Genomic DNA, 17,032 nt, shown 5'->3' with positions numbered 1-17,032 from the left:
CGGGCACGCTGGACCTCGGTGTCCTCGCCGTCGTCCTCTGCAGCCATCAACATCATCATCACACTCCTCCCGCCCTTCGCTGGTTTCCAGTCAACGACCCGGCAACAAGGAGTATGTCAGGTAGGGGGTCGCCGGTTCGATGATCTGTTCAACCTCGTGTGTGACCCCGCGTTCCTCGTCGTGGCGTGGAACCGGGTGAGGAGCAACAAGGGTGCCAACACCGCAGGGATCGACGGCGAGTCTGTTCGCTACGTCGAGACCCGACGAGGTCTGGAGGTGTTCTTAGACGACCTGCGTGGTCGGCTCAAGATGCGCACGTTCAGACCTCAGCCGGTCCTGCTTTGCGTCTGAGATCGTGCGGAAGATCGGCTGAGAAACTCCCCACATCTGGAAGGGTCGTCTGACCCCACCGGAGGTGGATCATGACAGCTAAGAACGGCGGCTCGAAGGGTCGCAAGCGGCGGATGCTGACGCCGCAGGAGAAGTACCAGATCTGGGTGGCCTACCTGGCCGGCGAGGGCAGCCAGGCGGAACTTGCCGACAAGTGGGGCGTGGACCGCTCCACGGTGGTGCAGCTGGTCAAGACCGCCAAGGACGGCGCGTTGGACCGCCTGGCGACGGCGCGCCCGGGACGGCCCGGCAAGACTGCCCGCGACGCCGAGTTGGAGGACGCCCACGCCGAGATCGAGCGGCTGCGCGCGACGGTGTGCGAGCAGGCCGTCGAGTTGCACCTGTACCGGGGACAATGAGGTTGGGACTGACCGTCGGCCCGGTCCCCGCCCGTGTGGACGCCACCGTCAAGGCCGGCCTGTTGGACCTCGTCGACCACGCCACCGAGCACGGCTGGTCGACGCGACGCGCCGCCGGGGTGTTGCAGATCAGCGATGACCGGCTGCGCCGCTGGCAGGCTCGCCGTGCCGCCGGCCACCCACTGGATGACACCGCTCCCGGGCCCACCGAGGCGCCGCATGCCCTGTTGCCGGCCGAGCGGGCCGCGATCATCGCGGTGTATGACCGGTGGGCCGACATCGACCGGTCGCACCGCAAGCTGGCGCACACGCGGCTCCCGAGAAGAGCTGGTGTGGGCGTCAGAGTCGACGTTCTGGCGGGTGTTGGCCGACGAGGGGCTGGTCATCCCCGCCCGTGCCCCGAGGGCGGCGACACCGCCGAAGCGGCCGTGGCCGGAGTGGGTGGAGTACCGGCCCTGCCAGGTGTGGGGCCACGACTTCAGCGCCTTCATGCCCGCCGACACCGACGCCCTGGCCATCCTGGATCTGGTGTCACGCAAGTGGATCACCACCCTGCTGTGCGGCCACGGCCAGGGGACAGCGGAGACCGTCACCGCCGCCTACACCGCCGGGCTGACCCTCGAAGGACTGATGCCGGCCATCGAGCAGCGGATGATCCAGCCCAACAGCGACGAGCGGCTGCCCGTGCTGCTGGCCGTCAGTGACAACGGGCCGCAGATGACGTCAGGGACCACCCGGGAGTTCATGGCCCTGCACGCCCTCGCGATGCACCTGGGCCGGCCCGGCACCCCGACCGACCAGGCGCACATCGAGAGCTTCTTCGGCCACGTCAAGGGTGAGTGGCCCCACCTGGAGCGCATCCGCGACCGGGCCACCCTCGCCGCCGCCCTGGAGGAGGTGCGCACCGAGTACAACACCGTCCGCCTGCACGCCTCCATCGGCTACGTCACCCCCGACGACGAGCACGAAGGCCGCGGCGAGCAGATCCGCAAGAAGCGACGGGAGGGGCTGAAGGCGGCACGCGCCGCCCGCATCGCCTACCGTCGATCCCAACCCCACGAATCGGCCTGACCGATGTGGGGAGTTTCCAGCCCGACGTACCGCATTATCTCAGAAGCACCTCAACATTCGCCACAATGTGGCCACATTCGCTGTATGCCCACATCGCCACATTCGCCACACGGTCGTACGTCGTGTGGCCGGAAGGGGTGGTCCAGTGAAGGACCGAGAATCACCGAGCAGATCCCGCGGCGGCCGGCGCAACCGGTGGACCGTTGCCGACGTTGCCAGTGAGGCCGGCGTCTGCAAGGAGACGGTTCGCCGGCGCATCGCGGACCGCACGATCCCGGCGGCTCGCGGAGCAGGAAACCGTTGGGAAATCACCGACGCTGCAGCACGCCGATACATCATCGATACCTGCGGCCCAGAAGCACTGAACGGCGCTGTCATCGACGGCCCATGGGTCGAGAAGCCGCACGACCCGCCGGACCCTGAACAGCAGCACGCTTCAGCGCGACGCGAGATCGCCGCACTGAGGCAACAGATCGCAGACCTCCGAGCACAGCGCGATGCCGCGGTACTGCGAGGCGACGTGCTACAGGCCTCGATTGACGCCGCGTTCCACGCGATGCGGCCGTAGCCAAACCGCCAGTTGGCGTCCCACCGGGTGGTGGAAGTAGGGGTCCGGCTGCCGGGACGGTGATGGCCACCGTGTAACCGTTCGTGAGGTCGTCCTACGGATCTCTCGAAAGGAGGCCACACGGTGGCCACCCCTGATCATGCCGACCTGACCGCGATCGCGTCGACGCTGTTGACTGACGATCACCGCATGCTGTTCCGCGACCTGCTGCAAGGTGCCCTGCAGCAGCTGATCGAGGACGAGTTGACCGCCTCGATCGGTGCGGCGCTGCACGAGCGGACCGAGACCCGCACGACCCACCGCAACGGGCACCGTCCCCGCACCCTGTCAACCCCGGCGGGTGACATCGAGCTGGCGATCCCCAAGACCCGGACCGGCAGTTTCTTCCCGTCGTTGCTCGAGCCGCGCCGCCGGGTTGATCAGGCGTTGTGGGCGGTGATCATGACCGCCTACGTGACCGGCACCTCCACGAGGAAGGTCGACGACCTGGTCCGCGCTCTCGGGGTCGACTCGGGCGTGTCGAAGTCGACGGTCAGCCGGATCTGTGGCGAGATCGACGAGCACGTCGAGGCGTTCCGCACCCGCACCCTGGCCCACACCACCTTCCCGTACGTGTTCTGTGACGCCACCTACGTCAAGGGGCGGGTGGCCGGCCGGGTCGTGTCCCGCGCGGTCGTGGTCGCCTTCGGCGTCGCCGCTGACGGCACCCGTGAAGTTCTCGGTGTGGACCTGGGCGACTCTGAGGACGAGGCGTTCTGGGGCCAGTTCCTCCGCGGGTTGAAGACCCGCGGGCTGACCGGGGTGCAGCTGGTCATCTCCGATGCACACGAGGGCCTCAAGCGGGCGGTCGCCCGCCACCTCCAGGGTGCGGCCTGGCAGCGCTGTCGGGTGCACTTCAACCGCAACGTCCTCGCCCGGGTCGGCAAGACCCACGGCGAGATGGTCACCGCCACCATCCGCACCATCTTCGTCCAAGCCGACGCCGACGCGGTGCACGCCCACCTCGGGGCGGTCGCTGACACCCTCAGAGGCCGGTTCCCCGACGTCGCCGACGCGCTGCTCGACGCCGAGGCCGACCTGACCGCCTTCGCGGCGTTCCCCAAGACCCACTGGCGGCGGATCTGGTCGACCAACCCCCTCGAACGGGTCAACAAAGAGATCAAGCGGCGCAGCAACGTCGTCGGCATCTTCCCCGACGACGCCTCCATCCTCCGCCTCGTCGGCGCCGTCCTGCTCGAACAACACGACGAGTGGCAAGTCGCCGAACGCCGCTACTTCTCAGACGAATCGATGAAGACCATCACCACCAACGACGTGATCGAGGTGACGCCGGCCACCACCGCGGCATAGCCTGCCCCCAACCTCACGAGCGGTGACCTCCCACTTCCACCACTCAACGGGACGCGACCAACCGCCACACCGCGCCACACCTGCGGTCACGTGCGGCGCACATGCGGCGCCACATGCACCACACCTGTGGTGACGTGCGGCCGCATCCCAAGGAGGCACCTCTGGTTGCGTCCGGCCCTGGAGGCATACCTGGGGTCCTAGAACCTCAGGGCGATCCATACCGGCCCCTGGCGATGCCGCCGCGGCGTGGCCCGGCCCACCGTGGATGCCCGACTAGGGCCGACCGTATGGGCCCGGGCCGGACACGCCGTGAAGGACGCTATCCAGAGCTATACCCAGATGTTGTGGATGAGAGGTTCGAAAACGAGGGCGGCGTACCCTCCCGAAGTCCTGAAGTAGATCGCCGGGTTGCAGCCCGGTGGGAGGAGTACGCCTGATGCTGACTGTAGTCCAACACGCCCCGGCTGGCGACCAGCCGGCCCTGACCGACCCCTCGACCGCGTCGACGTTGGATGAGATCTGCCGGCAGGCTGCCCAGCAGATGCTGGCCGTGGCGCTTGAGGCCGAACGCCGCGCCTACCTCGACGCCCATGCCCACCTGACCGACCACGAGGGTCACCGCATCGTGGTGGGCAACGGCCACCAGCCCGCCCGCGACGTGGTGACCGGCGCCGGACCGATCGAGGTCCGCAAGCCCCGCGTCCACGACCCACGCGAGGGCCACAAGTTCGCCTCGACGATCCTGCCGGCCTACATGCGCAAGTCCGCCAAGGTCACCGAGGTGCTGCCGTTGCTGTACCTGCGTGGCCTGTCCACCGGCGACTTCGCCCCGGCGCTGACGGAGTTCTTCGGCACCGACGCCGGCCTGTCCGCCTCGACCATCCAGCGGCTGACCGTGGACTGGCAGGCCGAGCACATCACCTGGTCGAAGCGGTCGCTGGCCGAGGTCGACTACGTCTACGTGTGGGCCGACGGGGTCCACGTCAACGTCCGCCTGCCCGACGCCGACGGCGACCAGGACGCCTTGTGCCTGCTCGTGCTTGTCGGCGTCCGCGCTGATGGGACCAAGGAGCTGATCGCTGTGGCCGATGGCTACCGGGAGGCCGCCGAGTCCTGGGCCGACATCCTGCGCGGTCTGCGGGACCGGGGCATGGCCGAGCCGGTCCTGGCCGTCGGCGACGGCGCGCTCGGGCTTTGGAAGGCGATCCGTGACGTGTGGCCTACGACCAAGGCGCAGCGCTGCTGGGTGCACAAGACCGCGAACGTGCTCGCGGCCCTGCCCAAGCGGCTGCACGGCCGCGCCAAGGAGCTGCTCCGGCAGGTCTGGGACGCGGCCAACCGTGCCGCAGCGGTCGACGCCGCCGGCACCTTCGCCACGGAGTTCGCCAAGTACCCCAAGGCCACCGCGAAGGTCACCGAGGACCTCGATGTGCTGCTGGCGTTCTACGACTTCCCGGCCGAGCACTGGAAGCACCTGCGGACGACCAACCCGATCGAGTCGACGTTCGCGACGGTACGGCTGCGGCAGCGCGTGACGAAGGGTCCGGGCAGCCGGGCGGCGGGGATCGCGATGGCGTTCAAGCTGATGCTGGCCGCCCAGCAGCGCTGGCGGCGGATCAACGGTCACGAGCTCGTCGCCCTGGTCCGCGCCGGCGCGACCTTCGTCGATGGCGAACTACAAGAACGCACCGACAGCCCCATCGACGAGGAGGTGCTCACCGCCGCCTGATCCCCCGGGTGCGCCGTCCGCCTCACCCACAAGATTTGACAATAGCTCCGCTATCCATCCGCGCCTCCTATACTTCCCTATACTTCAGATAATCCGCGTGTTGAAGTCGACTGCTAGCGCACAGGATGGTTCGCCGGGGCGTGCGTCCCGAAGTTGGACGGGCCAGTCGATCGCCGAGGTGGGTGGACCTCTAGGGGGCAGGCCGAGGACGCGGGTTACGGCAGGCCGCTGACCAGTCGTGACGCCTTTCGCGTAGGGGTTAACGGTGGGCGTCGCCGACGGCCAGGACCTCGGCGACGGCCCGGTGGAACGCCGCCGGGACCGTTGTCGCGGGGAACGTCGAGCAGGGATCGGCCCGCGAGGGCCGCGGCGGGACGGCGGACGACAGCGGGATGACCTCACCGTCGTCTTGGTCTCTGCGGCGGTCAGACCGAGGACATCGGCGATCTGTAGCGCCTTAGCCTCCATCGCGTTGGACCTGCCCTGCCGGCTGGCTGCTTGGGTCTCCCGTGCCGTGGCGTCGCCCGGTGGTGTCCGGCGCGGCCGGTCCGAGCCCCCGCTTGCGGACCCGCCACACCTGCACGGCCGCCGCGTCCACCCCGTCACGGCGGGGCCGTTGCATCAGACGATCGTGCAGGATTAGCGCCGGGCGCCGCGGCCGGACTTCGGCCTGTTGTGGACGCCGGCGGTGGGGCGGGCACCTGCTGCCAGCGGCGTCCGTCCGGTTCAACGTCGGCGAACAGGTCGTCGATGGTTCCGGTCTCCACCCAGTCCTCCTGGAACATGCCCGCGATGGCATGGACGACCGCGTCGACGTCACCCTCGGCGAGGACGGCAGCGGGGGTGCGGCCGTGCAGCCATCCGTTCGGAGTCTCGGCCCAGTCCCATATCGCCCAGTCGTCCATCCCGTAGGCGCGGAGCCGAGCGATGATGTCGACGGCGGCCAGGTTGACCTGGAAGCTGGGGACGTACCTGATGCCGGCGTCGGTGATGGTGGCGATCTGGTCGGCGGGGATGGCGGTGCCGGTGCGGATCAGCTCGACCCGCGCCGCCCACACGAGCCGCGCCACCTCCGCTCGGGCGTCGCCGAGCAGGTTGTCGACCGTGCCTGACTCCCCGCCGTCGTCGGTCACGACGGGACAGCCCGGGCCGCGGCGATGACCGCGACGACGTCGCCGTCGGCAAGCGCAGCTGCGGGGGTCCGGTCATGCAGCATCGGGTTCGGGGCCGTTGCCCACCCCGAGATCCGCAACGGCCCGCCGGGGAACACGTCGGTGACCCGGCGGATGCCGGGCAGCGGCCCGGTGTCGGTCAGCTGCCAGCCGGGAAGCCGCGGGCCCGCCGGCCCGTCGACCATGACGAGGTCGCCGGCGGCGATCATCGCATCGAGGTCGTCGACAGTGATGCCGAGCTGGACGGCGACGGTGTCGACGGGCACCGACCGGTAGTAGAGCTGCCGGTACCAGCCGGCCACGCGACCCCGGTTGCGCTCGATAGCCTGCGCGTACGCCTCCGCATGGGGGTCAGGGGCGTGCCCGGTCATCGGGTCCCGAGCGGTTCGAGGGGGCCGGCGGTCAGCTTGCCCGACCGACCCAACGCTCCGTCCACGGTCCATGTCGTGGGCCTGAGCCCGCTGATCGGTTCGGTCGGGTCGGAGGGTGTCTCGACGACGACCCACTGCGGGCCTTCTTCGGGGGTGTGGTCGGCGGCGAGCATGACGGCATGGCCGCCCCACGGGGCACGGTCGACGCGGTGGCGGTGGTGGTGGCCGTAGAACTGCCAGTCGGCCCGCGCCCGATCAGCGACCGCCCCGATCCGCTGACGCTGCTCGTCGCCGAGCGGAAACGGCTCGGTGTAGCCGAGCGGCACCCATGGCGGGCAGTCGTGGGTGATGAGCACCTCGACGCGGCCACCGTCCGCCTCGACCCGGTCGATGGCCGCGTGCGCGCGGGCGACGTCGTCGTCGGTGATGCGCTCGCCGGGCCACCAGCCGCCACGGTCACCCATCGCCATCCCGGATGGTCCGTAGAAGGGGCCGCGGACCTGCGGCCACGTACCACCGGGCCCGTCAATCGACGCCGCACCGCTGAACCCGAGCCACCAGCGGCCATGCTGCCGCCACGCGTGGCCACGCGGCACCGCCCGCACCGCCGGCCGCAACGCATGCATGCCATCGTCGTCGACCGGGGCGGCGTCGATCTGGTCGTAGTCCTCGTGGTTGCCGGGCACGATGAGAACGTCGACGCCGTGGTTGAGGCACGCCCAGTCGGTCGCGTCCAAGAGGCCCTCGCCGTCGCCTGGCCAGATCCCGAAGTCGCCGACCGACACGACTCGATCCGCGCACACCCGCCGAGCCAGCTCGAGCGCATCCAGGATCGCCGCCCAGGTCCCGTGTGTGTCGCCGATGATCAGCACCCTTCGCGCGGTCATCGCAGACCCACCAGACGCGTCAGCGCCCGCCAGGCCTCGGGTGGGGATCCTGGCGGTTCGTCGATGTGGTCGGCGCACCAGACCGCCTGCGCGAGCGCCCAGCCGGCGTGCGCGTGCGCCTCGAGGATCCGGCGGGCGGCGGTGTGCCAGCCGACGTAGCCGCGGGGCAGCTCGTGCCGGTAGCCGTCGGCCCGGACGATCGCGACGAACCCCTCATGCAGCTCGTGTGGCGCCGCCAGACTCTCCAACACGCGGACCGCCTGCGGGGTCAGGTCCTGACAGACCCTCACCTTGTGGGTGTCCTGCTCGTAGAACCAGCCGGTGGCCCGGTGGGTCTCGTGCCCACGCTGCAGCTCGTGCAGCTTGTCGCGGTACCGCTGCAGGTTGGCGATGAGCGTCCACTCGTCCTCGCGAGTGTCGTCCGCGTCAGGCATCCGATCGGTCCGGATCGTTGGGTTCGGTGACGCCCTGGCCCCACTGAATCCCCGCCGCGCACGCCATCAGCATCTCGGCGTTGACCACAAGCCCCTGGGCTCGCAGGATCCCGTAGGCCCGATCGATCACGGATACGGGGACTCCGCGGGCTGAGGCAAGCGCGGCAGCGTGGACGACGGTGGCGCTGTCCTCAGCGATCAGCACCGTGCGGGCGTCGGCGAGGACGTCGCCCATGTCGACGTGCAGCAGCCAACGGAGGGTGGCGAGTAGCCGGCCGGCATCCTCACTGTCGGCGATCCCGGAGCCGGGGACGACCCACACCGTCCCCGCCCGGTTCAACTCATCGTCACCGGCCGCCTCCCACTCGTCTGCTGGCGCGAGGCTGGTCGAGACGACTCCGACGGGCGTCCGCCAGACCGAATAGGGCTGCTTGTCCGTCCACGCGGCGGCCCATTCGGCGAGCTGCTGACCGACGTCGCCAGGCTCGATCCCCTCAACTCCGAAGCCGGCCAGCACGCCGGCTGCCAGCGACGTGGGGATGGTCCGGAGCCTGTCGCCGCCGCCCACACCGACGGCCCATGCGTCCGCGGCATCCTGCCGGCGCGTGTAGATCGTCGCGCGGATCGTGTCGGTCCCGTCGTCGCTGGTGTCGGTCATCGCGTCAGCATCGCACATTGACGACTGCCAAACCACGTCAAACCACGTCATTGAATGCTAGATCACGTAGCTATCACGGGTTGATTGGGTGTGGGGGAGTAGACGCAGGGACCCCTCACGTCACACGATGACACCGGATTGCAGTCAAATCTGCAGTCAAACCGCGCACCAGGACCGCTCGCTATGATCGACTATGAATCGCGATCAGGATTCTGACCAGGCATTATGTCCAGGATCCACTCCCTGAGCGCCCGGCCGATCTCGTCGGGAGAGTCCTCCTGGACGAAGTGGATGCCGGCGATCGTGACCTCGGTCTGGTTCGGCCAGGTGCGGCAGCGGTCGGCGAAGACCTGGGAGAGGAAGCCGGGCTCGGCGTGCAGGTACAGCTTGGGGACGTCGCTCTCGGCCAGCCACCCGGCGTAGCCGGCGACGATCTCGTGCACGTCCGCCGGCTCGCCGTCGAAGGGGATCTGGCGGGGCCAGGTGAGGGTGGGACGTCGCCCCTCCCCCGCCTCGGCGAAGGGGGCGCGGTAGGCGGCCATCTCCTCGTCGGTCAGGTCGCGGAGGATCGACCCGGGCAGCACCCGCTCGACGAAGACGTTCTTGTCGAGGGCCATCTCCTCCCCCGCCTCGGACCGGAAGCCGCTGAAGACGCGCTGGCCGGCCTCGGGCCAGTCGTCGAAGGACACCGGGCCGCAGATCGCCTCGGTGTAGGCGATGCCCGCCACGGCGTCGCGGTGCCGGTTGGCCCAGTCGAAGCCGAGGGCGCTGCCCCAGTCGTGCACCACGAGCGTGACGTCCTCGGTGACCCCCAGGCGGTCGAGCAGCCCGTCGAGGTACCGCCGGTGCTCGACGAAGGTGTAGCGGTCGGGGCCGGAGCCGGGCAGCTTCGCCGACCGCCCCATCCCGACGAGGTCCGGTGCGATCAGCCGACCGAGGTCGCGGACGTGCGGCATGACGTTGCGCCACAGGTAGCTCGACGTCGGGTTGCCGTGCAGGAACACGATCGGCGCACCCTCCCCGACGTCGATGACGGCCATGTCGACCCCCTCGATGTCGACGGTGCGCGTGGGGTGGGGCATCTCCGGGCTGATCGGCATGGCTCGCTCCTGTCCTCCGCGGTGTGGACGGGACACTAGCCTTGGCGCCATGAGCGACCACGAGCTGCCCCCCGCGCTGCGCGACCTCCTCGGCGTCCCGGCCATGAGCGGGGAGGAGCGGACCGCCGTCCTCGACCTGGTCCGCGTGGTCGCCCACACCACCGAACGGCGCTACGGGCCGCTCGTCGCCTACGGGCTCGGGCTGGCGCTCAGCCGCAGCACGGATCCGGCCGAGCGGGCCACGCACCTCCGCACCGCCATCGAGGCGGTCCAGCGCACCGAGGAGGCGCAGGGGTGACGTCGCGCGGACCCACCGCACGGGTGCGGGTCCGCCGCCACGACGGGGACGACGCGATCGGCGGGCGGGCGACGCTGGCGGTCGAGGAGCCCCTCGAGATCCGCGTCGACGGGCAGGTCGTCGCCACGACGATGCGCACGCCGGGGCATGACTTCGACCTGGCCCTCGGCTTCGCCATCACCGACGGCGGGCTGGACCCGCGCGCGGTGGACGCGATGCGCTACTGCGGGGCCGGTGCGGGGGAGGTGATCGCCAGCGGCGCCGCGGCGGATCTGTCGGGGCCCTACGCGGGGGACTTCAACGTCGTGGACGTCGCCACCCGGGATCGCTCCGGGGCGGCGGTCCACCGGCACCGGGCGACGGCGGTGTCGACGGCCTGCGGGATCTGCGGCGCGGACGTGATCGCGGACCTGACGGCGCGCGCCGGGTCGGTGGCGGACGTGGGGCTCCCGATCACCCCCGAGGTCGTCGCGGCCATCGCCCCGGCGGTCCGGGCGGCGCAGGCGGGCTTCGAGGCCACCGGTGCGACCCACGCCGCGGCGGCGGTGGCCGCGGACGGCACGATCGAGGTCGTCCGCGAGGACGTCGGCCGCCACAACGCGGTGGACAAGGTGATCGGGGCGCTGGCCGCCGAGCGCCGGCTGCCGGCGCACCGCTCGGTGCTCTTCACCTCGGGCCGGGTGGCCTTCGAGATCGTCGCGAAGGCCCTCGTCGCCGGGTTCCCCGCGCTCGTGGCCGTATCGGCCCCGACCTCACTCGCCGTCGAGGTCGCCGACCGGGCCGGGTTGACCCTGATCGGGTTCGCGCGCGACGACGCCTTCACCGTCTACAGCCGGTCCGACCGGGTGGTCGAGCCACCGAGCGCCTGACCATCCGCCGGGACGCGGGACGTCCACGGCGGGGCGGGGCGTCCACCACGGGGCAGGACGTCCAGGCAGGGGCGGGACGTCCACGCAGGGGGTCTGACACGTGAATCGTCCCGCTCGACGAGCGCCAGCGAGGAGCGCGGGCCGATTCAGGTCGTCGAACCGGAGTGTGCGGCGCCAGCCGCACATGGAAGGCTGTCGGGTTTGTGCCGGCACGCGCGACGAAGGAGACAGACCTGTCCCGGTTGAGCGCGCTCACGCCGGAGGTCCGTCATGTTCGTTCCGGTTGCCGCGACGAAGGCGACAGACCACGTCGGCGCCAGCACCGGCCACGTCGGTGCACGACCACGTCGGGGCCAGCACCGGCCACGTCGGCGCCAGCACCAGCCACGTCGGTGCCAGCACCGGCCACGCCGGCCGTTCCCTGTCACTCCCCCGAACGGCGCTACGCCCGTCCGCGGGCCGCGAGGAGCGGCACGAGCATCTCCGCGCTGGTCAGGCTGCCGTGACGCGACGCCATGTCGTCCTCGCGGGGTGTGGCGGGGTCGGAGAACCCGATGTCGGCGAACGGCGCCAGCACGACGTCGCCGATCCGCCGTCGGTGGTGCGCGGGCCCGCCCGGTCCCAGCCAGCCGTCGTCGAACAGCTCCTCGCGGCTGAACACCCACGCCCGGTCGGCGTAGGCCTCCCGGCACGCCTCGAGCAGCGCCGCCTGCGCGTTCGTCCGGGCCCACAGCGATCGGAACCGGCTCTCCCCGGCGGAACGGCGCACGAGGTGCCCGACCGCCTCGGTCGAGATGATCCCCTCCGGCCCGACCGCGACGTGGCCGTGGTCGGCGGTGACCAGCAGGGCACCGTCGGCGGGGATCAGGTCGAGCAGCTCGGCGACCAGGCGGTCGGTGTCGGCCAGCTCGGCGGTGAACGCGTCCCCGCTGAGCCCGTGCGCGTGGGCGACCTTGTCGACGCCGTCGTAGTAGGCGTAGACGACCCGGGACCCCTCGGCCAGCGCGGCCGCGACGTGGGTCCGCATCACCGCCGGGGTCTGCCACCCGCGCAGCTGCCCGCCCGCGAGGTGCGCGTCGGTGAAGCCGGTCCCCTCGAACTCCGCGCGGACCACCGTCGGCACCGGGCGGCCCCCGAAGGCGTGCACCGGCTGGAGGTCCGCGGCCGGCGGACCCTTCGACCCGCGGTCCATGCGCCAGCGCAGCACGTTGAGCACGCCCTGGTCGACGCCGATCCGGTAGCCGAGGAGCCCGTGCTCGGCCGGCGTCAAGCCGGTCGTGATGGACGTCAACCCCGTCGAGGTCGTCGACGGCACCGCGCAGGTGATCGCCGTCCCCTCCATCGCGCCGAGCGTGGGCAGGTGCGCCGCGTTGTGCTCGAGCAGCTCCCAGCCGAGCCCGTCGAGGACCAGCACGACGACCCGCATCGCCCCGGCGGCGGCGGCGGGCAGCCACCCCGGCGGCGTCGGTGACCGGACCGCGGCCATCACGCCGCCGATCCAGGCGCCGTCGTAGTCGGGCTTGATCGGCTCGGGTGGGCTCGGCACCCGGCAAGCCTAGAGGGCCGCCGCACCGGGCCGGTCCGAGGTCGCCCCACCCGGCCGTAGACTCCGCCCCTCTGATGCACCCCGACCGCGCGCTGCTGCGGCGCCACGTCCTGCCATCCGCCATCGCGGCCGCGTTCGCGCTGCCGATCGCGCTGCTGGTCCTCGGTAGCCTGCGGGCCGCCGGCGCCCCGCCGCCGGCGGGCCTCGAGCTGGTCCCGCGGGGCGCGTCGCTGGACGCCTACGGCCGGCTCGCGGACCTGCTGCCCCTCGGCACGTACCTGCGCAACTCGGTGGTCGTGGTCGTCCTCGCGGTCCCGCTGACCGTCGTCGTCGCCGCGCTGGCGGGGTTCGGGATCCGCCTCCTGGAGGGCCGGGCCAAGGTGGTGGCGGTCGCCGCGAGCGTGGTGGTGATGCTGGTGCCCACCTCGGCGCTGTGGGCGACCCGGTTCGAGGTCTACGCCTCCGCCGGGCTGATCGGCTCGCTGCTGCCGCTGGTCGCGCCGGCGCTGATGGGCACCACACCCCTGCTGGTCCTGATCTACGCGTGGGCGTTCGGCGCGGTCGACGACGCCCAGCTGCACGCCGCTCGGCTCGAGGGGGCGTCCACCCTGGCGACGTGGTCGCGCATCGCCCTTCCGCAGGTGCGCACCGCGACGCTGGCGGTGTCGGTCCTGGCCTTCACCGCGCACTGGGGCAACTTCATCGACGCCCTGCTGTACATCCGCGGGCAGGAGAACTTCACCCTCCCCCTGGGGTTGAACACACTGAAGGTGCTGCGACCCACCGAGTTCCCGCTGCTCCTCGCCGGGGCCGTGGTGTTCACCCTCCCGAGCATCGGCGTGTTCCTCGCCGCCCACCGCATCTTCACCGACGACCCCGCGGCGGCGCTGCGGGGCCGGACCTCGACGACCTCGGTGCGGACGCCGTGACCGGACGTCCCGGCGTGCGTCGACCGACCGCCGCCCGCCGACGCGCGGCCGCGATCCTGGCCATCGCCCTGACCACGGCGCTGCTCGCCGCGGCGTGCGGCAGCGCGACCAGCCCGGAGGAGGAGGGGGGCGGCCGGACCGCGATCGAGCTCACCCTGTTCGGCGGGCCCGCGGAGATCGCGGGTTACACCCGCATGGTCGAGGACTTCGAGGCGGCCAACCCCGACGTCGACGTGGTGCTGACGCCGGTCGCGAGCCAGGACGACCTGCTCGCCAACCTCACCACGTCCTTCGCCGGCGGCCGTCCACCCGACGTGTTCCTGGTCAACTACCTGAAGTACGGCCAGTTCGCCGCCCAGGGGGTGCTCGTGGACGTCCAGGACCTGGTCGACGCGGGCAGCTCGATCGACCTCGACGACCTCGCCGACCCGCCTCTCGACGCCTTCCGCTTCGACGGGGAGCGGCTGACCTGCATGCCCCAGAACATCTCCTCCCTGGTCGTCTACACCAACCTCGACGCCTTCGACGCGGCGGGGGTCGCCCACCCCACCGCGGGCTGGACGTGGACCGACCTCCTCGATGCAGCCACGGCCATGACCGACCCCGACGAGGGCCGCTACGGCGTCGGCGTCGAGCCGTCGCTCCAGCGCCTCGCGCCCTTCGTCTGGTCGGCCGGCGGGGAGCTCGTGGACGACCCGTCGCAGCCCACCACCCTCCGCCTGGGTGACCCGGCGGTGGCGCGGGGCCTCGACTTCCTCCTCGACCTCCAGCTCGTCCACGGCGTCGCCCCACCCGATGCCGAGGAGCAGTCGCAGGGCGCCGAGGAGCGCTTCGTCGCCGGGCGCCTCGGCATGTACCTGGACAGCCGGCGGGTGGTGCCGACGCTGCGGGAGGGCATCACGGACTTCACCTGGGACGTCGCCCCGCTGCCCGTCGCGCCGGGCGGGCAGCCCGCGACGATCCTCCACGGCGACGCGTACTGCCTGACGCGCGACGGGGACCCGGAGACCGCGTGGCGCCTGGTCGAGCACGCGATGTCCGTCGAGGGGCAGGAGGTGCTGGCCGAGAGCGGTCGCACCGTCCCCTCCCGGCTCGACGTCGCGCGGTCGCCGGCGTTCCTCGAGCCGGACGACCCGCCGGCGAGCGCCGAGGTGTTCCTCGACGTCATCCCGACGATCCGGTCGCTGCCGCACACCGCCACCTGGTCCCAGGCGCAGGGCGAGGTCGACGACGTCTTCGCCGACACCTTCTACGGCCGGATCGGGCGGGCCGACGGGATCGCGGCGATGATCGCGGCGGCCGAGGCCGTGTTCGGCGGGTGAGCGATCCGGCGCGCCTCGAGTGGCAGGGCGTCCGCCGCGTCCACGGCGGCCGGCGCGGGCGCCCGGACGTGGTCGCCCTGGACGGCCTGGACCTGGTGGCCGAGCCGGGTGAGCTCCTCGTGCTGGTGGGTCCGTCGGGGTCGGGCAAGTCGACCGCGCTGCGGGCCGTCGCCGGCGTCGAGCCGATCGACGCCGGCTGCATCTCCATCGGCGGGCGGGACGTGACCCGGCTCCCACCCCACGAGCGGGACGTGGCGCTGGTCTTCCAGGACCTGGCGCTGTTCCCGCACCTGAGCGTGGCCGACAACATCCTGTTCGGGCCGGCGCTGCGCGCGATGCCGCCCGCCGAGCAGCGCCGCCGCCTCGACGAGGTCACCGAGCAGCTCGAGCTGTCCGCGGTGCTCGACCGGCGGCCCGCGGAGCTGTCGGGCGGGCAGCGCCAACGGGTCGCCCTCGCCCGGGCGATGGTCCGCGAACCGGCCGCGTTCCTGCTCGACGAGCCACTGTCCAGCCTGGACGCCCGACTGCGGCTCGACGCTCGCGCCGAGGTGATCGCGCTCCAGCGACGGCTGGGGGCGACCACGGTCTTCGTGACCCACGACCAGGCCGAGGCCATGACGATGGGCGATCGGATCGCGGTGCTCCGCGACGGCCGCCTCGAGCAGGTCGGCACCCCGCGGGAGGTCTACGACCGGCCGACCACGACGTTCGTCGCCACCTTCGTCGGCGCCCCGCCGATGGCGCTGGTCGACGGCGGCGGGCCGCTGCACCCCGTCGGGCCCGGACGGCTCGTCGGCCTGCGGGCCGAGGACCTCGTCCTCGCGAGCCCGGGGGGAGGGGTGGAGGGGCACGTCGTCGCCCGCGAGGACCACGGCAGCGAGGTGGTCCTGCACGTCGAGACGCCGGTCGGCCGCCTCGGGGTCAGGCGCCCGCCGGCGGATCGCACACCGGTCGGCGACGCCGCCGTCGTGGCCCTCCGGGAGGGCGCGCGGCCCCACGTGTTCGACGCGGCCACCGGGGTGCGCGTGGCGGGACCCGGGTGAGCGGGCGCGGCCGGCGGACCTGGGGGCTGCTCGCGCCGTACGGGCTCGGGGTCCTGGTGCTCGTCGTCGTGCCGGCGCTGCTCACCGGCTGGTACGCCTTCACCGACGCGACCGGGCTCAACTCCCCCTCGCCGAACGGCCTGACCAACCTGCGACGGATGCTCCGGGACCCGTTCCTGCCCGCCGCCGTCCGGGCGTCGGTGATCCACGTCGGGCTGGCGGTGCCGCTGCGGCTGCTCGCGGCGACGGCGCTCGGGTTGCTGCTGGCCGAGCCACGTCCCGGCGGCCGCTGGTACCGCGTCGCCGTCTACACCCCGACGGTGGTGCCCGACATCGCCCTCGCCCTGCTCGCGCTGTGGGCCTTCAACCCCCTCCACGGGCCGGTGAACCAGGTCCTCGGGGCCGTCGGGCTGGGCCAGCCGGTCTGGTTGTCCACGCCCTGGGGAGCCCGGTGGGCGGTCGTGCTGATGCTGCTGCTGCCGATCGGCGAGGCGTTCCTGGTGGTGCTGGCAGCCCGTCGGCAGATCCCGGCGTCGTTGTACGAGGCCGCGGCGCTCGAGGGGTTGGGGCCGGCCGCCCGGCTCCGCCGGGTCACGCTGCCGCTGCTCGCGCCGCTGCTGGTGCTGCTCGCGATCCGCGACGTGATCCTGACCCTCCAGGTGAACTTCGTGCCGACCTACCTGCTGACCGACGGTCGTCCGCAGAACGCGACGCTGTACCTGCCGATCTACATCTACGACCACGCCTTCGAGTTCTCCGGCTTCGGCTACGCCGCGATGCTGACCCTCGCGATGGGTCTCGGATCAGCCGTCCTGATCGGCCTGGTGGTGGTCCTCGCCCGCCGGTGGGGGTTGCTGGACGCCCTCCGCAGCCGGTGACCCCGACACGCCGGTCGCGTGGTCGCGGCGGCCTGGCTCGCGCGTCGCCCGGATGAGG

General features: G+C 71.8%; 18 protein-coding genes and 1 pseudogene. 12 read left to right on the top strand and 7 right to left on the bottom strand.

Features of this window, described 5'->3' with window-relative positions; genetic code table 11:
- The 6 genes and pseudogenes from ACEQ2X_RS18755 to ACEQ2X_RS18730 form a co-directional block, all read left to right on the top strand.
- A pseudogene (locus ACEQ2X_RS18755) lies at nt 1–351 on the top strand (hypothetical protein); the annotation flags it as partial.
- Nucleotides 352–422: 71 nt separating this feature from the next.
- Complete coding sequence (locus ACEQ2X_RS18750; protein ID WP_370327383.1) at nt 423–749, top strand: helix-turn-helix domain-containing protein; 327 nt, start codon at nt 423–425, stop codon at nt 747–749.
- Between the two features lie 330 nt (nt 750–1,079).
- Nucleotides 1,080–1,820: an integrase core domain-containing protein gene (locus ACEQ2X_RS18745; RefSeq protein ID WP_370327382.1), complete on the top strand. Its 741-nt coding sequence runs from the start codon at nt 1,080–1,082 to the stop codon at nt 1,818–1,820.
- Nucleotides 1,821–1,965: 145 nt separating this feature from the next.
- Entirely contained in the window at nt 1,966–2,388 is a 423-nt protein-coding gene (locus ACEQ2X_RS18740) for a hypothetical protein (RefSeq protein WP_370327381.1), read from the top strand.
- A gap of 123 nt (nt 2,389–2,511) precedes the next feature.
- Nucleotides 2,512–3,738, top strand: a complete 1,227-nt coding sequence (locus tag ACEQ2X_RS18735) for an IS256 family transposase (protein ID WP_370327380.1) — start codon at nt 2,512–2,514, stop codon at nt 3,736–3,738.
- Between the two features lie 436 nt (nt 3,739–4,174).
- Entirely contained in the window at nt 4,175–5,467 is a 1,293-nt protein-coding gene (locus tag ACEQ2X_RS18730; protein ID WP_370327379.1) for an IS256 family transposase, read from the top strand.
- Nucleotides 5,468–6,069: 602 nt separating this feature from the next.
- On the opposite strand, the gene ACEQ2X_RS18725 is transcribed toward ACEQ2X_RS18730, so the two are convergent.
- From ACEQ2X_RS18725 to ACEQ2X_RS18700, 6 genes are all read right to left on the bottom strand, one after another.
- Nucleotides 6,070–6,600, bottom strand: a complete 531-nt coding sequence (locus ACEQ2X_RS18725) for a hypothetical protein (protein WP_370327378.1) — start codon at nt 6,598–6,600, stop codon at nt 6,070–6,072.
- The gene (locus tag ACEQ2X_RS18720; RefSeq protein WP_370327377.1) at nt 6,597–6,941 is read right to left on the bottom strand and encodes a hypothetical protein; all 345 of its coding nucleotides are present in this window, start codon (nt 6,939–6,941) and stop codon (nt 6,597–6,599) included. Before ACEQ2X_RS18720 ends, ACEQ2X_RS18725 begins: the two co-directional genes overlap by 4 nt.
- 65 nt (nt 6,942–7,006) lie before the next feature.
- Nucleotides 7,007–7,897 carry a metallophosphoesterase gene (locus ACEQ2X_RS18715; protein ID WP_370327376.1) on the bottom strand — a complete coding sequence of 297 codons (891 nt, stop codon included), beginning with the start codon at nt 7,895–7,897 and terminating at the stop codon, nt 7,007–7,009.
- Nucleotides 7,894–8,331 (bottom strand): hypothetical protein, encoded by a 438-nt coding sequence (locus ACEQ2X_RS18710; RefSeq protein WP_370327375.1) that lies wholly within the window; start codon nt 8,329–8,331, stop codon nt 7,894–7,896. The genes ACEQ2X_RS18715 and ACEQ2X_RS18710 overlap by 4 nt, the downstream gene beginning before the upstream one ends.
- A complete protein-coding gene (locus ACEQ2X_RS18705) occupies nt 8,324–8,989 on the bottom strand; it encodes a hypothetical protein (protein WP_370327374.1) in 666 nt (221 codons plus the stop codon). The genes ACEQ2X_RS18710 and ACEQ2X_RS18705 overlap by 8 nt, the downstream gene beginning before the upstream one ends.
- 191 nt (nt 8,990–9,180) lie before the next feature.
- The gene (locus ACEQ2X_RS18700) at nt 9,181–10,089 is read right to left on the bottom strand and encodes a haloalkane dehalogenase (protein WP_370327373.1); all 909 of its coding nucleotides are present in this window, start codon (nt 10,087–10,089) and stop codon (nt 9,181–9,183) included.
- A 49-nt stretch (nt 10,090–10,138) separates the two neighbouring features.
- Between ACEQ2X_RS18700 and ACEQ2X_RS18695 the strand changes: the two genes are divergently transcribed.
- Both ACEQ2X_RS18695 and ACEQ2X_RS18690 read left to right on the top strand, forming a co-directional pair.
- Nucleotides 10,139–10,387, top strand: a complete 249-nt coding sequence (locus ACEQ2X_RS18695) for a DUF6457 domain-containing protein (RefSeq protein ID WP_370327372.1) — start codon at nt 10,139–10,141, stop codon at nt 10,385–10,387.
- Nucleotides 10,384–11,256 (top strand): formate dehydrogenase accessory sulfurtransferase FdhD, encoded by an 873-nt coding sequence (locus tag ACEQ2X_RS18690; protein ID WP_370327371.1) that lies wholly within the window; start codon nt 10,384–10,386, stop codon nt 11,254–11,256. Before ACEQ2X_RS18695 ends, ACEQ2X_RS18690 begins: the two co-directional genes overlap by 4 nt.
- 442 nt (nt 11,257–11,698) lie before the next feature.
- Here the strand turns inward: ACEQ2X_RS18690 and ACEQ2X_RS18685 are convergent, their stop codons facing one another.
- Entirely contained in the window at nt 11,699–12,802 is a 1,104-nt protein-coding gene (locus ACEQ2X_RS18685; RefSeq protein ID WP_370327370.1) for an alkaline phosphatase family protein, read from the bottom strand.
- Between the two features lie 74 nt (nt 12,803–12,876).
- On the opposite strand from ACEQ2X_RS18685, the gene ACEQ2X_RS18680 reads away from it, so the two are divergent.
- From ACEQ2X_RS18680 to ACEQ2X_RS18665, 4 genes are read left to right on the top strand one after another with little or no spacing between them, the layout of a single operon-like run.
- Nucleotides 12,877–13,731 carry a carbohydrate ABC transporter permease gene (locus tag ACEQ2X_RS18680; RefSeq protein WP_370327369.1) on the top strand — a complete coding sequence of 285 codons (855 nt, stop codon included), beginning with the start codon at nt 12,877–12,879 and terminating at the stop codon, nt 13,729–13,731.
- A 14-nt stretch (nt 13,732–13,745) separates the two neighbouring features.
- Nucleotides 13,746–15,053 carry a sugar ABC transporter substrate-binding protein gene (locus tag ACEQ2X_RS18675; protein ID WP_370327368.1) on the top strand — a complete coding sequence of 436 codons (1,308 nt, stop codon included), beginning with the start codon at nt 13,746–13,748 and terminating at the stop codon, nt 15,051–15,053.
- Entirely contained in the window at nt 15,050–16,096 is a 1,047-nt protein-coding gene (locus ACEQ2X_RS18670; protein WP_370327367.1) for an ABC transporter ATP-binding protein, read from the top strand. The genes ACEQ2X_RS18675 and ACEQ2X_RS18670 overlap by 4 nt, the downstream gene beginning before the upstream one ends.
- A complete protein-coding gene (locus tag ACEQ2X_RS18665) occupies nt 16,093–16,974 on the top strand; it encodes a carbohydrate ABC transporter permease (RefSeq protein WP_370327366.1) in 882 nt (293 codons plus the stop codon). The genes ACEQ2X_RS18670 and ACEQ2X_RS18665 overlap by 4 nt, the downstream gene beginning before the upstream one ends.
- The last annotated feature ends 58 nt before the right edge of the window (nt 16,975–17,032 follow it).

Source organism: Euzebya sp. (assembly GCF_964222135.1).
Taxonomy (GTDB): Bacteria; Actinomycetota; Nitriliruptoria; order Euzebyales; family Euzebyaceae; genus Euzebya.
Note: the sequence above shows the minus strand (reverse complement) of the source record. Positions and strands in the feature narration are given on the sequence as shown.

Excerpts from the sequence above, each read along its gene's own strand:
- ACEQ2X_RS18700 (WP_370327373.1), bottom strand. The coding sequence starts at position 10,089 with ATGCCGATCAGCCCGGAGATGCCCCACCCCACGCGCACCGTCGACATC.
- ACEQ2X_RS18680 (WP_370327369.1), top strand. The coding sequence starts at position 12,877 with ATGCACCCCGACCGCGCGCTGCTGCGGCGCCACGTCCTGCCATCCGCC.
- ACEQ2X_RS18750 (WP_370327383.1), top strand. The coding sequence starts at position 423 with ATGACAGCTAAGAACGGCGGCTCGAAGGGTCGCAAGCGGCGGATGCTG.
- ACEQ2X_RS18710 (WP_370327375.1), bottom strand. The coding sequence starts at position 8,331 with ATGCCTGACGCGGACGACACTCGCGAGGACGAGTGGACGCTCATCGCC.
- ACEQ2X_RS18705 (WP_370327374.1), bottom strand. The coding sequence starts at position 8,989 with ATGACCGACACCAGCGACGACGGGACCGACACGATCCGCGCGACGATC.
- ACEQ2X_RS18695 (WP_370327372.1), top strand. The coding sequence starts at position 10,139 with ATGAGCGACCACGAGCTGCCCCCCGCGCTGCGCGACCTCCTCGGCGTC.
- ACEQ2X_RS18715 (WP_370327376.1), bottom strand. The coding sequence starts at position 7,897 with ATGACCGCGCGAAGGGTGCTGATCATCGGCGACACACACGGGACCTGG.
- ACEQ2X_RS18730 (WP_370327379.1), top strand. The coding sequence starts at position 4,175 with ATGCTGACTGTAGTCCAACACGCCCCGGCTGGCGACCAGCCGGCCCTG.